General features: G+C 69.2%; 13 protein-coding genes. 5 read left to right on the top strand and 8 right to left on the bottom strand.

Annotated elements, in window-relative coordinates:
• Window positions 1–59 precede the first annotated feature (59 nt).
• Window positions 60–2,276 carry an alpha-galactosidase gene (locus ACTVCO_RS01015; RefSeq protein ID WP_443726525.1) on the top strand — a complete coding sequence of 739 codons (2,217 nt, stop codon included), beginning with the start codon at window positions 60–62 and terminating at the stop codon, window positions 2,274–2,276.
• Window positions 2,277–2,739: 463 nt separating this feature from the next.
• On the opposite strand, the gene ACTVCO_RS01010 is transcribed toward ACTVCO_RS01015, so the two are convergent.
• Window positions 2,740–3,042 carry a hypothetical protein gene (locus tag ACTVCO_RS01010; protein WP_443726524.1) on the bottom strand — a complete coding sequence of 101 codons (303 nt, stop codon included), beginning with the start codon at window positions 3,040–3,042 and terminating at the stop codon, window positions 2,740–2,742.
• Between the two features lie 455 nt (window positions 3,043–3,497).
• Entirely contained in the window at window positions 3,498–5,027 is a 1,530-nt protein-coding gene (locus ACTVCO_RS01005) for an amino acid permease (protein WP_443726523.1), read from the bottom strand.
• A 121-nt stretch (window positions 5,028–5,148) separates the two neighbouring features.
• On the opposite strand from ACTVCO_RS01005, the gene ACTVCO_RS01000 reads away from it, so the two are divergent.
• Window positions 5,149–5,757 carry a thymidine kinase gene (locus tag ACTVCO_RS01000; protein ID WP_443726522.1) on the top strand — a complete coding sequence of 203 codons (609 nt, stop codon included), beginning with the start codon at window positions 5,149–5,151 and terminating at the stop codon, window positions 5,755–5,757.
• A gap of 123 nt (window positions 5,758–5,880) precedes the next feature.
• On the opposite strand, the gene ACTVCO_RS00995 is transcribed toward ACTVCO_RS01000, so the two are convergent.
• From ACTVCO_RS00995 to ACTVCO_RS00970, 6 genes are all read right to left on the bottom strand, one after another.
• Window positions 5,881–6,801 carry an ROK family protein gene (locus tag ACTVCO_RS00995; RefSeq protein ID WP_443726521.1) on the bottom strand — a complete coding sequence of 307 codons (921 nt, stop codon included), beginning with the start codon at window positions 6,799–6,801 and terminating at the stop codon, window positions 5,881–5,883.
• Entirely contained in the window at window positions 6,786–7,568 is a 783-nt protein-coding gene (nagB, locus tag ACTVCO_RS00990; RefSeq protein WP_443726520.1) for a glucosamine-6-phosphate deaminase, read from the bottom strand. Before nagB ends, ACTVCO_RS00995 begins: the two co-directional genes overlap by 16 nt.
• 63 nt (window positions 7,569–7,631) lie before the next feature.
• Window positions 7,632–8,447: a carbohydrate ABC transporter permease gene (locus ACTVCO_RS00985; RefSeq protein WP_443726519.1), complete on the bottom strand. Its 816-nt coding sequence runs from the start codon at window positions 8,445–8,447 to the stop codon at window positions 7,632–7,634.
• A gap of 1 nt (window position 8,448) precedes the next feature.
• A complete protein-coding gene (locus ACTVCO_RS00980) occupies window positions 8,449–9,414 on the bottom strand; it encodes a carbohydrate ABC transporter permease (RefSeq protein WP_443726518.1) in 966 nt (321 codons plus the stop codon).
• 76 nt (window positions 9,415–9,490) lie between these two features.
• Window positions 9,491–10,750, bottom strand: coding sequence for an extracellular solute-binding protein (locus tag ACTVCO_RS00975; protein ID WP_443726517.1), 1,260 nt, complete (start codon window positions 10,748–10,750; stop codon window positions 9,491–9,493).
• Between the two features lie 64 nt (window positions 10,751–10,814).
• The gene (locus ACTVCO_RS00970; protein ID WP_443726516.1) at window positions 10,815–11,972 is read right to left on the bottom strand and encodes an ROK family protein; all 1,158 of its coding nucleotides are present in this window, start codon (window positions 11,970–11,972) and stop codon (window positions 10,815–10,817) included.
• An 85-nt stretch (window positions 11,973–12,057) separates the two neighbouring features.
• Here ACTVCO_RS00970 and ACTVCO_RS00965 point away from each other — a divergent pair, with 85 nt between their 5' ends.
• The 3 genes from ACTVCO_RS00965 to ACTVCO_RS00955 all read left to right on the top strand — a co-directional run bounded on the left by ACTVCO_RS00965 (window position 12,058) and on the right by ACTVCO_RS00955 (window position 15,333).
• A complete protein-coding gene (locus tag ACTVCO_RS00965) occupies window positions 12,058–13,503 on the top strand; it encodes a family 20 glycosylhydrolase (RefSeq protein ID WP_443726515.1) in 1,446 nt (481 codons plus the stop codon).
• A gap of 80 nt (window positions 13,504–13,583) precedes the next feature.
• The gene (locus ACTVCO_RS00960) at window positions 13,584–14,126 is read left to right on the top strand and encodes a PH domain-containing protein (RefSeq protein ID WP_443726514.1); all 543 of its coding nucleotides are present in this window, start codon (window positions 13,584–13,586) and stop codon (window positions 14,124–14,126) included.
• Between the two features lie 205 nt (window positions 14,127–14,331).
• Window positions 14,332–15,333 (top strand): methylenetetrahydrofolate reductase, encoded by a 1,002-nt coding sequence (locus tag ACTVCO_RS00955; RefSeq protein WP_443726513.1) that lies wholly within the window; start codon window positions 14,332–14,334, stop codon window positions 15,331–15,333.
• Window positions 15,334–15,340: the final 7 nt, after the last annotated feature.

The following is a 15,340-nucleotide window of genomic DNA, read 5'->3' as shown; positions in this document are numbered from 1 at the left end:
GGAAGCCTTGTTCCGATGCGCGGCGCCATCCATGCCGCGCGACCTCGAGAGGACTGGCGATGTCGCCCACCCCAGCCGTTCCCATCCACCTGCGCGCCGCAGGGACGAGCGTGCTCGTCGCCGCCGATCAGTGGGGGCAGCCGGCTGTCATGCACTGGGGTCGCGCGCTCGAGGACCGCGACGTGAGCGCACTCGTCGCAACGTCGGCACCCGCCATCATGCCGTCGTCCTTCGAAGTTCCGCGCACCTTCGCACTGACCGCGACCCGTCACCATGGCTGGTCGGGAACTCCCGCGCTCGACGTCGTCGATGCGCAGGGCGCGACCTTCGGACCCCTCGTCTGGGAGGGTGTCACCGTTCGCGACGGTGGCGTCGCCCCGGCACGCACGACCACCTCAGACTCACCTCTCGCAGCCGACCCGGTCGTGCGTGCAGGGGCCTCCGCGGTCCTCGCGCTCCGCGACGCTCACGGGCGAGGAGCCGTTGAGCTCACGCTCACGATCGACGCGGCCGGCGTCCTGTCCGTCGCCGCCACGATCACCGCGACGGGCACAACCCTTGATGTCCGCGCGCTCACCGCGCTCCTGCCGCTTCCCGGCCGCGCAGCCGAGATCCTCGATCTCACGGGGCGGTGGGGCGGGGAGCGCCACCCGCAACGGCGTCCGGTCGCCGACGGGACATGGCTGCGCGCCGTGCGGCGCGGCCGGCCTGGGCACGACGATCCGGGGGCAACCGTCGTCGGGACGTCCGGCTTCACCTCACGGCGGGGCGAGGTGTGGGGGGCGCATATCGCATGGTCAGGCGACCGCACACAGATCGTCGAGCGACTTCCTGAAGGTGCGGGCGTCTTGCGTTCTGTCGTCGGCGGCGGCGAGCTGCTTGAGCCGCGCGAGGTCGTCTTGTCCCCGGGTGAGTCCTATCGCGCGCCCCATGCGGTCTTCGCCTGGTCCGACGCAGGGCTCGACGGCCTCTCCGAGCGCTTTCACGCGCACGTGCGGGCGTTCCCTTCGGCTCCCGCGACGCCACGCCCGCTCGTCCTCAACACGTGGGAGGCCGTCTACTTCGATCACGACCTTGCTCGCCTCACCACGCTTGCCGACCGGGCAGCCGAGGTGGGCGTCGAGAGGTTCGTGCTCGACGATGGCTGGTTCCGCGGCCGACGCGACGACACAGCTGGCCTCGGCGACTGGTATGTCGACGCGACGGTGTGGCCACGTGGGCTTGAGCCGCTCGCAGAGTACGTCCACAGCCTCGGCATGGAGTTCGGCCTGTGGTTCGAACCCGAGATGGTGAACCCCGACTCGGATCTCGCGCGTACTCACCCGGACTGGGTGCTCGGCGAGGTTGAGGGGCTCACGTGGCGCAACCAGCTCGCGCTCGACCTCACCAACCCGGACGTCGTCGACTACATCCTGGAACGCATCTCGGCGACGGTTGCGGCGCTCGGCGTCGACTTCATCAAGTGGGACCACAATCGTGAGCTCCACGCATCGCTCACGGCGGCACGCGGCGCGCGGCGGATCCACCAGCAGACGCGCGCGCTGTATCGGATGCTCGACGAGCTCCGGGCGCGCCACCCAGGGCTTGAGATCGAGTCGTGCGCCTCGGGCGGGGCGCGCGTGGATCTGGGCGTGCTCTCCCACACGCAGCGCGTGTGGGCTTCGGACACGAACGACCCGGTCGAGCGTCAGCGCATCCAGCGGTGGACGTCGCTCGTGCTGCCACCGGAGGTCGTCGGGTCACACGTCGGGCCCCCGACCGCACACACGACGCACCGCGCAACGTCACTGTCGTTCCGGCTGATCACGGCGCTCTTCGGGCATGCCGGCATCGAGTGGGACCTCACGGCGTGCCCGCCCGACGAGCTCGACATGCTGACGCGCTGGGCTCGTCTCTACCGTGAGTTGCGCCCACTGCTGCACTCCGGCCGGGTGGTGCATGCCGATGACGTGGACGCGGGTGCATTCCTTGACGGTGTCGTGTCGCGCGATCGTCGCGACGGGGTCTTTGCATGGGGGAGAACGGTAACGAGCGCGACCGGCGTGACCGAGCGGGTGACGTTCCCCGGACTTGATCCCGCGCTCGACTACGTCGTGCGCGTGCGGCCCGAGACCGGGCCCGCGGCGCGTGCCGTCGTGACGGACCCGGCGTGGTTCGCCGGGACGACGGCGGGCGTGGTCGTGCCCGGGTCGATGCTCACCCATGTCGGGGTGCCCCTCCCGACGCTCGCTCCCGCGCAGGCACTGCTCCTCGACCTGCGAGCGGTCGAGCAGTGAGGCCACTGTCCCCACGAACGGCAGCTCATCCACCCCCGGAAGGTCTCCCGACCCCCACTCGATAGCCGATCCGCACACGGGAGGTGTCCCGACCCCCACTCGATAGCCGATCCGCACACGGGAGGTGTCCCGACCCCCACTCGATAGCCGATCCGCACACGAGGGGTGTCCCGATCCGCTATCAATGCCCGGCTCGGGGCCGGGCCGGGGTGCGCTCAACCGATAGCCGATCCGCACTCGGAAGGTCTCCCGACCCCCACTCGATAGCCGATCCGCACACAGGAGGCGTCCCGATCCGCTATCAAGGCCCGGCTCGGAGCCGGGCCGGGCCGGGCCGGGGTGCGCTCAACCGATAGCCGATCCGCACACGAGAGGCGTCCCAACCCCCTCGATAGCCGATCCGCGCACGGGAGGTGTCCCGATCCGCTATCAATGCCCGGCTCGGGGCCGGGCTGCGGCTGGGCTACGCCTTGTGGGCCTCGACCACCCAACGGTTGAAGGGTTCGACAGGGCCGAGGTACCGGCGGAAGCCCTCGCGCGCGACGGCGATGGTCGGGTCGGCGTCGCGGCGCTCCGTGGTCTGCAGCCAGCTTCGACGGCCGTCGCCTCCCCGCCACGCCTGGGTGTCGACGGGTACGTACCGATCGTCGGCAGACCTGTCCTGCGACGTCACGTAGAGAACCCGGTACTCGCCATGGTTCGACCGGACGACAAGGCAGGGCCGGTCCTTGCTCCCGGTGCCGTCACGGAAGGGGACGTGGGCCATCCAGTACTCGCCAGGAGACGGCAGCGCCGGAGTTCGACGCCGCCGACTCCGCCGCCGACTCCGGAGGGTGCCTCGCAGCACGCGCAGCACCACGAGGCCGACGACGATGGCCAACCAGATGCCCCATGGCACGTCGGCGAGCACCGATGTCTGCGCATCCACCATGCTGCCCTCCGAATAGCGAGCGGCAGCGGCTCGTCCTAGCGAGAGAAGTGGCACGCTCGAACTTTAGCGCGGCCCACTCGACCGATAGCCGATCCGCACAACAAAGGTGTCCCGACCCCCACTCGATAGCCGATCCGCACACGAGAGGCGTCCCGATCCGCTATCGATGCCCGGCTCCGGGCCGGGCGGGGCCGGGCCGGGGTGCGCTCAACCGATAGCCGATCCGCACAACAAAGGTGTCCCGACCCCCACTCGATAGCCGATCCACACACAGCCGGTGTGCGGATCGGCTATCGACGCTCGTCCGGGGGCGCAGTCGAGGCCAGCGCCGAGTGGCGCCGCGAATACGCGACGTAGATGACCGCCCCGACCACGATCCAGGCGAGGAACCGCAGCCAGGTGAGCACGGTGAGGTTCGTCGTCAGCCAGATGCACGCGAGCCCTGCAGCGATGGGCAGCACAGGCGACCACGGCACCTTGAAGCCGCGCGTGAGATCGGGCCGGGACCGGCGGAGCAAAGGGATCCCGAAGCACACGAGGATGAACGCCGACAGTGTGCCGATGTTGATCATCTCCTCGAGAAAGCCGACGTCCGCGAACCCTGCAATCCCGGCGACGACAATGCCGAGTCCGATCTGCAGCGCGGCAGGCGTGCGGAAGCGCGCGTGCGTGACGGACATCCGCCTCGGCAGCAAGCCGTCCCGGCTCATCGCGAAGACGATGCGCGCGAGCCCGAGCAGCAGCACCATGACGACGCTCGTGAGTCCCACGAGGATGCCGATCGAGATGACCTTGCCCGCCCACTCCGCCCCGACCAGGACGAACGCGGTCGTGAGCGACGGGTCCTCGGTGGCCGCCAGATCCGTGTACGGCACCATGCCGGTGACAACGACGGTGACGAGAATGTAGAGCACCGTGACGAGCGCGAGGCCTCCGAGCACGCCGCGCGGGATGGTGCGCTGCGGGTCGCGCGCCTCCTCGGCGGTCGTCGCGACGACGTCGAACCCGATGAACGCGAAGAAGACGAGCGCGGCGCCAGAGAGGATGCCGAGAACGCCGTACATCGAGGGCTCTTGGCCCGTCAGGAACGCGACGAGCGGCTGGTGGAGCCCGGCCTTGCCTTCGGCCGGCTCCGCGGGCGGCACGAACGGGGTGAAGTTGTCGGCCTTGACGTAGAGGAACCCGACGACGATGACGAACAGCGTGATGCCGACCTTGACGAGGGTGAGCACCGAGTTGACGCGCGTCGAGAGCTTCGTGCCGACGACGAGCAGGGTCGTGAAGGCCCCAACGACGAGCACCGGTCCCCAGTCGAGGTTGAGGGGACCGATGGTGACGCTCGTCGAGATGTTGACGCCGAAGAGTTCGAAGGCGTCGCCGAGGTACACGCCCCAGAACTTCGCGATGACCGCGGCGGCGAGCAGCATCTCGAGGATGAGGTCCCAGCCGATGAACCAGGCCACACCTTCCCCGAACGTCGCGTACGAGAACGTGTAGGCGGACCCGGCGATCGGCAGCGTGGAGGCGAACTCGGCGTAGCACATGATCGCGAGACCGCACACGACGGCGGCGATGACGAACGAGAGGATGACGGCGGGGCCGGCATGATGCGCGGCCGACGTCGCACCGACGGAGAAGATGCCGGCGCCGACAGCGACCGACACGCCGAGAACCGCGAGGTCCCACGCGCTGAGGTTCCGTTTGAGCGAACGCTCGGCGTCCTCGCTCGATGCGAGCGCCTGCTCGACGCTCTTGCGTCGTCCCAGGCTGCGGACGAAGGTGCTGGCGGCGGACGGCGGCCGCGGGGCGGTGGACGTCATGCGGACTCCTTCGGGTGCAGGGTCGATCTTCGCGTGAGGGAGCCTACGCCCGCCTGCGGAGCAGCCGGGCCGACAGGCCGCGAAGGTCCGGAGTGGATTTCTAGGATGGGAGAATCTCCCTATGGCCAAGCTGTACTTCCGCTACGGAGCGATGAACTCCGGCAAGTCGACGTCGCTCCTGCAGGCCGCGCACAACTATGAGGAGCGCGAGCACCGGATCCTCCTTGCGAAGCCAGGCCTCGACACCAAGGCTGGCCGCCAGATCCACTCGCGGCTCGGTGTCGTCCGCGACGTCGACTACCTGGTGGGCGCCACCGACGACGCCCACGCACTTTTCGAAGAGCACCGCGCGCTCGTCCAACGCTCAAGCGGCCGCGACGTGTCATGCCTGCTCATCGATGAGGCCCAGTTCCTGTCGACGCAGCAGGTCGACGACCTGCTGCGCATCGCCGTCCTCGACGGTGTGCCGGTCATCTGCTACGGCATCCGCACGGACTTCCGTACCGAGGCGTTCCCTGGCTCGCGTCGCCTCCTCGAGATTGCGCACTCGCTCGAGGAGCTCAAGACCATCTGCCGCTGCGGTCGCAAGGCGATCTTCACGACCCGGCGGATCGACGGCCAGGCCATCTTTGATGGCGCGCAGGTCGCGATCGACGGTGGCGCCGAGGTCACCTACGAAGCCGTGTGCGCAGCGTGCTACCTGACGGAGTCGGGCGGCAGGCTCCCCTGACCCGCGGCGCGTCGCCGAGGTCGTCGGCCTGAGCGGCACGGACTACCGCGTGCGCCCCGCCGTCGGCGGCGCCCGCCGACAGCGCCCCGCCGGCGGGCGGGGGTCACCGCCGACGGGACGCGTTCAGTGGGCGGCGAGCCGCTTCCAGGTGGCGAGCGCAGCTCCGATGACACCGGCTCGCTGACCCAGCTCTGCGACGACGATCTCGGGGATGGTCGCGACCTTGACGGTCGCTTCGAGCTGCGTCCGCAGGGGGACGACGAGGGCGTCGCCCGCGGCTGCGAGACCGCCTCCGATGACGACCCGCTGGGTGCCGAGCAGGGTGATGGCTCCAAGGATTCCGGTGGCGAGCGCTGCGATGGCGTCGGCCCACACGGCGTCGGCGCGCGGGTCGTCTCCGAGCGCTGTGACGACGTCGAGGGACGTCATGCCGTCGCGGCCCGTGGCGGCGGCGTAGGCGAGGCCGATCGACGACGCGGAGCAGTACCGCTCGAGGCATCCGGTCTGCCCGCAGGGGCAGGCGAGCCCGCCTTCACGGATGACGACGTGCCCGAGCTCGCCGGCCTGGTTGACGCCTCCGCCGAGCGTCACCCCGCCCACGGTGAGCGAGGCGGCGATGCCGGTCCCGATGAAGATCGCGAGCAGGTCGTCGACCCCGCGCCCAGCGCCGAGCTCGCGTTCGGCGAGGCCGGCGCAGTTGACGTCGTGGTGGAGGAGGACGGGAAGTCCGAGACGCTGCCCGAGCACGTCGCTCACGGCGAGGTCACGCCAGCCGAGGTTGCCCGCGAGCAGGACGACGCCCGTGCGGGAGTCGACGACGCCCGGGACGGCGAGTCCGACGGCGTCGACGACGCGGCCGTCAGCGGCGGCCGCGAGCAGCGTGCGGCAGACCCGTTCGATCGCGTCGAGCGTCGCGTCACCGTCGGACCCGGCGGTGAGCTCGTGGGCGGCCGCGTGAACGGTGCCTTCGCGGTCGACGAGCTCGCCACGAATGTTGGTGCCCCCCACGTCGAGGGCGATGACGAGGCTCACGATGCCTGCCATTCAGGCTTGTTGGCGTAGACGTAGCGGTAGCGCTCGGCGTTGACGAGGTCGGTGGCCGCGGCCTCGTCGACGAGCAGCGTGACGTGGGGGTGCATCTGCGCGATTGACGCGGGGCAGCTGGCGGTCACGGGTCCTTCGGCCGCGGCGGCAACGGCGGCGGCCTTGCCGGCGCCGGTCGCGACGATGAGGAGGTGGCGGGCCTCCATGATCGTGCCGAGGCCCTGCGTGAGGGCGTAGCGGGGAACGTCGTCGAGCGTGTCGAAGAACCGCGCGTTGTCGGTCCGGGTCTGCTCGGTGAGCGTGACGATGCGGGTGCGGGAGGCGAGGGAGGAGCCGGGCTCGTTGAATGCGAGGTGCCCGTTGGTGCCGATCCCGAGGATCTGCAGGTCGACGCCGCCCGCGGCGGCGATCGCGGCGTCGTAGCTGCGGCCTGCTGCCGGGATGTCGGTTGCGGTGCCGTCTGGGCTGTGCACGGCCGTGTCGGCGATGTCGAGGTGGCCCGTGAAGACGCGTCGGATGAACTGGTGGTAGGACTCGGGGTGCCCGACGGGCAGTCCGATGTACTCGTCGAGGCAGAAGGCCTCGGCGTTGGCGAACGAGAGATCTTCGTCCTCGTGACGGCGGACGAGCTCGGTGTAGACGGGCAGCGGCGAGGACCCGGTGGCGAGTCCGAGCACGGGGTGCTCGGTGCTGCGCACGACGCGCTCGAAGATGTCGGCCCCGACCTTTCCGACAGCGTCGGCGGACGGCAGGATCACGATCTCCATGGGTGGTGCCTTTCTCAGTGGTGGGTGCGCCCGCGGTGACGGGCGCACCCGTGATGACTACTGTCAGCCCTTCACAGCGCCGGAGACCATGCCGTCGGTCATCTTGTTCTGAACGAACAGGAAGAAGACGACGACGGGGATCGCCACCATGATCGCCCCCGCCATGACGCCGGGCCAGTCAATCGCCGCGTTGCTGGCGGAGGTCAGGCCTTGGAGCCAGAGCGGGACGGTGCGGTTGGACGGGCTCATGACGACCGTCGCAAGGGTGAACTCGTTCCATGCCTGGAGGAAGGCGTACACACCGGAGGCGACGAGACCGGGCGCGAGAAGCGGGAAGGTCACGACGAAGAAGGCCTTGGTGCGGCTGCATCCGTCGATCATGGCAGCGTGCTCGAGGTCGGCGGGAATTCCCTCGACGAACCCGCGCAGCATCCAGACCGTGAAGGGCAGGACTGCTGCGATGTAGAGGACCGAGAGCCCGGCGACGGTGTTGAGCATCCCCCAGCCTTGGAGCATCTTGTACTGGGAGATGAAGAGGCCTTCAGCGGGGATCATCTGAACCACGAGCACGATGACGACGAGGGCCTTGCGGCCACGCCACCTGAAGCGGCTCACGGCGATCGCTGCGAGGAACGCGAAGAGCAGTGCGACGACGACCGTGATGAGCGTGACGACGAGGCTGAGCTTCATCGAGTTGAGGAAGCGGTCGTCGAAGACGCGCCCGAAGGACGAGAAGTCTCCGCCGAACGGCAGCCATGTGGGGTTCTTGCCGCGGACCTGGCCGGGTGAGAGGAAGGCGGAGTTCACCATCCAGTAGACGGGGAAGACCCAGATGAGTGCGACGAGTCCGCCGAAGATGTTGGGAAGGGCCTTGCGCATGTCACACCTCCTTCGCGAGCTTGCGGACGTAGAAGAACGTCAGGCCGAGCGTGAGGGCGAGCATGAAGATCGCGACGGCTGCGGCCTTGCCGAAGTCACCCTGGCCGAGGCCGAGGTTGTAGATGTAGGTGCCGAGGAGGTTGGTCTCGCTCGCGACGCCGCCGGCCATCTGCAGGTAGTAGATCTGCGCGAAGACGCGCAGGTCCCAGATGACCTGCAGCAGGGAGACGACCATGACGACGGGCATGATGGTCGGCAGCTTGATGTGGCGGAACCGTTCCCACGCGTTGGCGCCGTCGAGCTCGGCGGCCTCGAGCTGTTCCCCCGAGACCTGCGTGAGTGCGGCGTTGAGCGAGAACGCCACGAAGGGAACGGACATCCACACGACGACGAGCGCTGCGATCGTGAGGAACGACAGCGGGTCGATGAGCCAGGAGTGCCCCTGGAACTGGCTGAGTCCGATCTTGGCGAGCACCCAGTTGATGACGCCGTAGTTCGTGTCGAAGAGCCACTGCCACACGGTCATCGAGGCGATGACGGGCATCGCCCAGGCGACGAGCAGGACCGACTGGATGGTGATCCGGAGCCAGGTGGCCACCTTGGTGAGCAGGACGGCGACCGCCATGCCGGCGACCATCGTGGCGCTGGCCGCGACGAGGCAGAAGAGGAGGGAGCGGATGATGACCGCCCACACGGCGCTGTCGGCGAAGATCGCCTCGTAGTTGTCGAGTCCGATCCATTCCGGGTCGGCACCGAACTGCTGCTTGAGGCCGTACTCCTGGAACGACATGACGAACTGGCGCACGAGGGGGTAGCCGAGCGCGATGACCATCATGAGGACGACGGGCAGGACGAGCAGGTAGGGCGCGATCGCGGTCGCGCGGCGGGCGCGCTGGGTGGAGGGGACCGGGCGTCGCCCGGTCGGTGCGCGCCGGGACTGTGGGGCGCGCGCAAGGACGTCACTCATGAGGACACTTCATTCTTCCCGGCACGGGCAGGGGCGCCGGCCGGTTGCGGCCGGCGCCCCTGTCATGGTGCTGTCGTCAGTTGAGCATCTCGCCGAGACGCGCGTCGGCGTCCTTGGCGATCGCGACGATGTCGCCGCCTGCTGCGATCTTTCCGAAGGTCTCTTCCATGAGCTTGGCCGCCTCGACGGAGGCCCAGCCGGGCGAGCCGGGGGTGAGCTTGGAGTTCTCGGCGGAGGCGATAGCTGCCTTCGCGAACTCGTCGTCGCCCATGAGGGAGTTGAAGTCAGAGATGGCCGGGCCCATGCCGTTCTTGGCGAGCAGGGTCTGGTATTCCTCGGAGTAGATAACCTTGAGAAGTTCGAGTGCAAGGTCCTGGTTCTTCGACTTCGCCGAGATCGCGAGGTTCGAGCCGCCGGCAAGGCCTGCGGCGTAGCTGCCGGCCTCGACACCGGGGACGGCGAGGGGCGCGAACTTCACGTCCTCCTTAACCGACCAGCGAGCCCAGCCGGGAGCGATGAACATCGCGGAGTCACCCTCGTTGAAGGGAACCCACGGCTCTTCGTCCAGGCCGTCCTTCGGCGCCTTGGTGCCGTTGGTGTAGATATCCTGGATCTGGGCGAGCGCGGTCTGCGACTCGGGGCTCGAGAGTCCACCGACCCACTTGCCGCCCTCGACCGTGGCGATGTTGCCGCCGTTGGCGAACAGCCAGAAGAGGCCGTTGCGCCAGTCCTGGCCGGGGAGCCAGAGGCCCGAGCGGTCGGCGGTCGTGAGCTTCTTCGCGGCCTCGTTGAACTCGGCGAGCGTCGTGGGAACCTTGACGCCCTCCTTCTCGAAGACGTCCGTGTTGTAGAAGACGTAACGCGAGCCCCAGTAGTACGGGACGGCGTAGAGCTTGCCGTCGTACGTTCCGGCCTCGACGAAGGACTTCGGGCCGACCTTCTCGCCACCGAGGTCGGCGAGCGAGGCGGTGAGGTCGGTGAAGGCGCCGACCGAGGTGAACGTCGGGGCTTGGGTGTTGCCGATCTCGACGAGGTCAGGGGTCTGCTCGGCGTTGGGCAGAGCCGTCTGCAGGCGCGGGACGAGCTCCTTCCATTCGATCTGCTCGATCTTGAGCGTCGCGCCGCCGGTCTTCTCCTTGAACGTGTCGACAAGGAACTTGCGCATGTCGTCGTTCGTGTCGGTTCCAGCGACCCAGAAGGTGATGGAGCGCTCGGCGGCGGGAACCGTCGACTTGGTCGTGGGCGCTGTCGTCTCCCCGGGGTTGGGGTCGCTGCTGCACGCGGTGAGCGCAAGAGCAGCCACCGCGCCGAGCGCGGCGAGCTTGTGGATCTTCATCGATCTTTCCCTTCGGTGGTCGTCTTCGACCGAGAATGATGCGTGGACAGGTACTGCGGTCCGGTCAGGAGAGCCCGAGCTCTCCGTCGAGGACGAGTGCGGCGGCGCCGTGGAGGACGCCATCGCGACCCAGCGCAGACATGCGAACAGCGACCTGTTCGTCTGCGAAGGGACGAGTGAGGGCCAGGACCGTGGACTCTGTTGCCTGGCGGAACGGGCCGTCGAGGAGCTCGGCGGGACCGGAGAGGACGACGTCGCGCAGGCCGAGGGCCTGGACGACGGGCGCGAGGACCGCACCGAGCTGGCGCCCGGCCGCGGACAGCTCGCTGCCGGCCTCGGCCTCGCTGAGGCCTGCGATGCGGGCGCGGAGCCGGGGGGCTGAGATGAGCGACTCGAGGCAGCCGTGGCGGCCGCACGTGCACGGTTCGCCGTCGGGCACGACGGTGACGTGGCCGATCTCGCCTGCGGTCCCGTTGGGGCCGCGCAGGAGGTTGCCGTCGACGAGGATCCCGGCGCCGACGCCGCGTCCGATCTCGACGAGGAGGAGCCCGGCGCCGCCGCCCTTGACGAAGGTGTCTTCGGCGAGGACTGCCGTGTCGGCGTCGTTGGCGACGTGGACGGGGGTGCCGAGCACGTTGCGGAGGTGCTCCCCGAGCGCAAGGCGCTCCCAGCGGAGGTTGGGCGCGTTGCGGACGACGCCGTCGACCGAGACGATCCCGGGGGTTCCGACGCCGAGGCCGAGGACCTTGCCGGGGGCGTCGAGCAGCAGCCTGCGGGCGAGCTCGACGGTGCGGTCGACCGCGTCGTCGCCACGGTCGTCGCCGAGCGCGACCTCGTGGGAGACGACGACGGTGCCCTCGAGGTCGACGATCGTTCCGCGCAGGTCGTGGTCGCCGGAGAGGTCGAGGCACGCGATGTAGGCCCCGACGGGGTTGAGCCCGACGAGTGTCGCGGGCTTGCCCATGTGAGTTCCGGGGCGGACGCCGAGCTCGATGACGAGGTCGTCAGCGATGAGGCCCGCGACCACGTCCGAGATCGTCACGCGAGCGAGCTTGGTGAGGCGCGCGAGGTCCGCCCTCGACTGCGGGCCCTCGTCGACAAGATGCTGCAGAACGAGGGTACGGTGGTGCAGACGGGTATCAGAGGGCAGGATCTTTCCCGTCGGCGCAGTGACGCGCTGAGTGCCCTGCCGAGCGTCCCTTGACGTAGACGTGCGTGCCATGAAAGTAAGTACACCTTACTTACTTTCTCTGGTCAAGCCCCGCCTCCCCCCGTTACCAAGTCGCAACGGATGAAGGATCTCCACCGTGAACACCCGCCCCGCCCCCCTCCCCGCTCCCCGTCGTTCCGTGCTCACCGGCACCACCCGTCCGGTCGGTCGCCACGAGATCACCGCGCTCGCCGACGCCCTGCGCACCTGGGCCCCTCACGCCGCCCGGCGCGCGTCTGAGCTCGCGGCCGTCCTCGCGGCACCGACCACAGACGCCGGGGCCTCCGTAGCCGGCTCCCCGACGGTCACCGCGACCCAGGACGCCACGCTCGCCGCCGAGGGATCGACCCTCACGATCACGGCCGACACGCTCGCCCTCACCGCGGCCGACCCGGCCGGCGCGTACTGGGCCGTGACCGTCCTCGCACAGCTCGTCGACCCGGCCGCGGGCACGGTCGCACTCGGCGTCGTCGAGGACGCCCCCGCCTACCCACACCGCGGCGTCATGCTCGACATCGCCCGCCACTTCTACGGGCCCGAGCACCTACGCCAGCTCGTCGACCTCGCCTCGGAGCTGCGGTTCAACAGCCTCCACCTGCACCTCACAGACGATCAGGGCTGGCGCATCGAGATCCCCTCGCGCCCGCTGCTCACCGAGCGTGGCGCGACGACCGACTGCTCCGAAGGCCCAGGCGGCTTCCTCACGCTCGCCGAGTACGGCGAGCTCCAGGACTACGCGGCCGCCCGCCACATCGAGATCGTTCCCGAGATCGACCTGCCCGGGCACACGCACGCGTTGCTCGTCGCGTACCCGGAGGCTTCGCAGGACGGCGCCGTCCGCGAGCCCTACACGGGCACGAAGGTGGGTTTCAGCACGGTCGACCTCGTGTCGGCCGCGTCGTGGGAGCTCGTCACCGACGTCGTGACGACGCTCGCCGAGCACACGCGCGGCAGCCGGATCCACTTGGGCGGCGACGAATGCCTCACTCTCGAGGAGGCCGAGTACGGCGACTACATCACCCGCCTCGGGGCTCTTGCCGCGTCCACCGGCAAGCACCTGACGATGTGGCAGGAAGGCCTGCACGGTGACCTGCCCGCGGGCTCGTGGCTGCAGTACTGGACGCCCAAGGTCGACACCGAGAAGCTCGCCTCGCGCGCCGAGGTGCTTGACCTCAAGGTCGTCTCGTCGCCCGCGCCCAAGGCGTATCTCGACATGTTCCACGACGCCGACCAGGTGATCGGCCAGGACTGGGCGGGTCTCATCGACCTGCGTACGGCGTACGACTGGGATCCGGTCGCTGAGCTTCCGGGCGTCCCGGCCGAGCGCGTCGTCGGAGTCGAGACCGCGCTGTGGACGGAGACCGTGCGCACCTGGGGCGACGTCACCTACCAGCTGCTTCCGCGCCTTGCAGCCGAGGCCTCGGTCGCGTGGGGGTCGCCGCATGACTACGACTCGTTCCTCGCAGACGTTGCCGTGCATGTCGCGGCCTGGGAGGCCGCGGGTCACGTCGTCCATCATCCGGGCGACCGTCGCGGGGTCTGAGCACCGGTCCGTCTCCTCCCGTTCGTGCGACACGCACGAACGGGAGGACACGGGGGCACGACGTCTGGGAGGATCGCGGCATGTCGATCGATCGCAGCCTGGGTGATGACGAGCGCGTTGTTCTTCAGACCCGCCCGCACATCAAGAAGGTCTTCGTGCCGTTCCTCGTGCTGCTGCTCGTCGCAGCGGCCGTCGCGGCGGCGCTCATCTTCCTTCCGGACAACAACGTCAAGACGTGGGCGGTGCCGGCTGTCGGCGTCGTCGGGCTTGTTGTCGTCGTCATCTGGACGGTTGTGCCATACCTGAGGTGGCGGACGACGTCGTACACGTTCACGACGCGTCGCCTCATCACGCGTTCGGGAATCCTCACGAAGACGGGGCGCGACATTCCGCTGTTCCGTATCAATGACTTCACGTACGAGCGCGACCTGCTCGATCAGATGCTCGGGTGCGGCACGATCGTCATCTCGGATGCGACTGAGAAGGCTGGCGTCATGCTGTACGACGTGCCCCGGGTCGCCGAGGTCAAGAAGCAGCTCTCCGAGCTGCTGTTCGCTGCGGACGACGGCTCGGACGACGGCGAGTTCCCGCCGTCGGAGCCCCGTCGAGGACGCCGCAACTGACTGCAGGCGACCGGCCTCCGGACGCGAGTCTCACGATCCGGGACGGCTTGGGGAGTGCTGTGGGCCGCCCCTAGGCTCGCACCACCATCCAGAGCGGCCGAGAGTCCTGGCTCGTCGACGCCGCAGCAACCCGCCCAAGAGGAAGCCTCCTGAGGGAACGGGTGCTCACGCCAGGTCCGATGGACCAACCCTGCGGAGGCCGACCATGAGCATCACCGACCTGACTTGCGCACCGGCGCGCCCGACCGTCTCATTCGAGCTCATGCCCCCGCGCAACCCCGACGCGGCCCCCAAGTTCTGGGCCACCGCCCGTGCCCTGCTCGCGGCACGGCCCGACTTCGTCTCGGTCACGTACGGCGCGGCTGGGACGGACCGTGCCACAACCCGCCAGGTCGTCCAGACGATCGCACGCGACACGCCTGTCCTGCCGATCGCACACCTCACGTGCGTCGCGGCGACGCGTGAGCACGTGACCGAGGTCGTGCGCGAGTTCCTCGATGCGGGGATCCGGTCGTTCCTCGCGCTGCGCGGCGACCCACCCCTCGACCAGCCTGACTGGACGCCGAGCCCGGGTGGCGTCAACTCCTCTGAAGACCTCATCCGGTTGCTTCAGCAGGTTGAAGCCGTGCGCTGCGGTGAGTCTCCCGCGAGCGCGCTGCGCGGAGCGACGCGTCCGCTGACGATTGCGGTCGCGACGTTCCCGGGCGGCAACCGTGCAGCGGCGACGACGCCCGCGCAGGAGGTCGAGCGGCTTCTCGTCAAGCAAGGGGCAGGCGCGACGTTTGCGATCACGCAGCTGTTCTATGAGGCGTCGACGTACGTCGACTTTGTGGATCGCGCCCGTGCTGCGGGCGTGACCATCCCCATTCTCGCCGGCATCTTGCCGACGACCGAGCCCCGCCGCCTGCACCGGGTTGCGGAGCTTACGGGCGTGCCAGCCCCGGCTCGGCTCACGGCCGAGCTCGAGGCTCTCCCCGAGGATGAGCGGCACGCGCACGGCATGCGTGCGTCGGTCGCTCTTGCTCGGGCTGTTCTCGAGGCCGGGGCTCCCGGCCTGCACGTCTACACGTTCAACAACGCAGCACCAGCACTGGACCTGCTCGAGGGTGTTCACCTCGGCGGCGGCGCGCAGATCGCGTCGGACCTGGCCGGAGGGCCGCGGGCCGGTGAACCCCTCAGGGACGTCGTTCGAGTCGACGGCCCCTGATCTCACC

Source organism: Sanguibacter sp. A247 (genome assembly GCF_052324925.1).
Classification (GTDB): Bacteria; Actinomycetota; Actinomycetes; order Actinomycetales; family Cellulomonadaceae; genus Flavimobilis.
The sequence above is the reverse complement of the archived record's forward strand: the minus strand, read 5'-3'. Positions and strand labels throughout refer to the sequence as shown.

What these genes read in the sequence shown, in the direction of transcription:
- ACTVCO_RS00975 (WP_443726517.1), bottom strand. Translation starts at nt 10,750, where the DNA reads ATGAAGATCCACAAGCTCGCCGCGCTCGGCGCGGTGGCTGCTCTTGCG.
- ACTVCO_RS01000 (WP_443726522.1), top strand. Translation starts at nt 5,149, where the DNA reads ATGGCCAAGCTGTACTTCCGCTACGGAGCGATGAACTCCGGCAAGTCG.
- ACTVCO_RS01005 (WP_443726523.1), bottom strand. Translation starts at nt 5,027, where the DNA reads ATGACGTCCACCGCCCCGCGGCCGCCGTCCGCCGCCAGCACCTTCGTC.
- ACTVCO_RS00955 (WP_443726513.1), top strand. Translation starts at nt 14,332, where the DNA reads ATGAGCATCACCGACCTGACTTGCGCACCGGCGCGCCCGACCGTCTCA.
- ACTVCO_RS01010 (WP_443726524.1), bottom strand. Translation starts at nt 3,042, where the DNA reads ATGGCCCACGTCCCCTTCCGTGACGGCACCGGGAGCAAGGACCGGCCC.
- nagB (WP_443726520.1), bottom strand. Translation starts at nt 7,568, where the DNA reads ATGGAGATCGTGATCCTGCCGTCCGCCGACGCTGTCGGAAAGGTCGGG.
- ACTVCO_RS00970 (WP_443726516.1), bottom strand. Translation starts at nt 11,972, where the DNA reads ATGGCACGCACGTCTACGTCAAGGGACGCTCGGCAGGGCACTCAGCGC.
- ACTVCO_RS00980 (WP_443726518.1), bottom strand. Translation starts at nt 9,414, where the DNA reads ATGAGTGACGTCCTTGCGCGCGCCCCACAGTCCCGGCGCGCACCGACC.
- ACTVCO_RS01015 (WP_443726525.1), top strand. Translation starts at nt 60, where the DNA reads ATGTCGCCCACCCCAGCCGTTCCCATCCACCTGCGCGCCGCAGGGACG.
- ACTVCO_RS00995 (WP_443726521.1), bottom strand. Translation starts at nt 6,801, where the DNA reads ATGGCAGGCATCGTGAGCCTCGTCATCGCCCTCGACGTGGGGGGCACC.
- ACTVCO_RS00985 (WP_443726519.1), bottom strand. Translation starts at nt 8,447, where the DNA reads ATGCGCAAGGCCCTTCCCAACATCTTCGGCGGACTCGTCGCACTCATC.
- ACTVCO_RS00960 (WP_443726514.1), top strand. Translation starts at nt 13,584, where the DNA reads ATGTCGATCGATCGCAGCCTGGGTGATGACGAGCGCGTTGTTCTTCAG.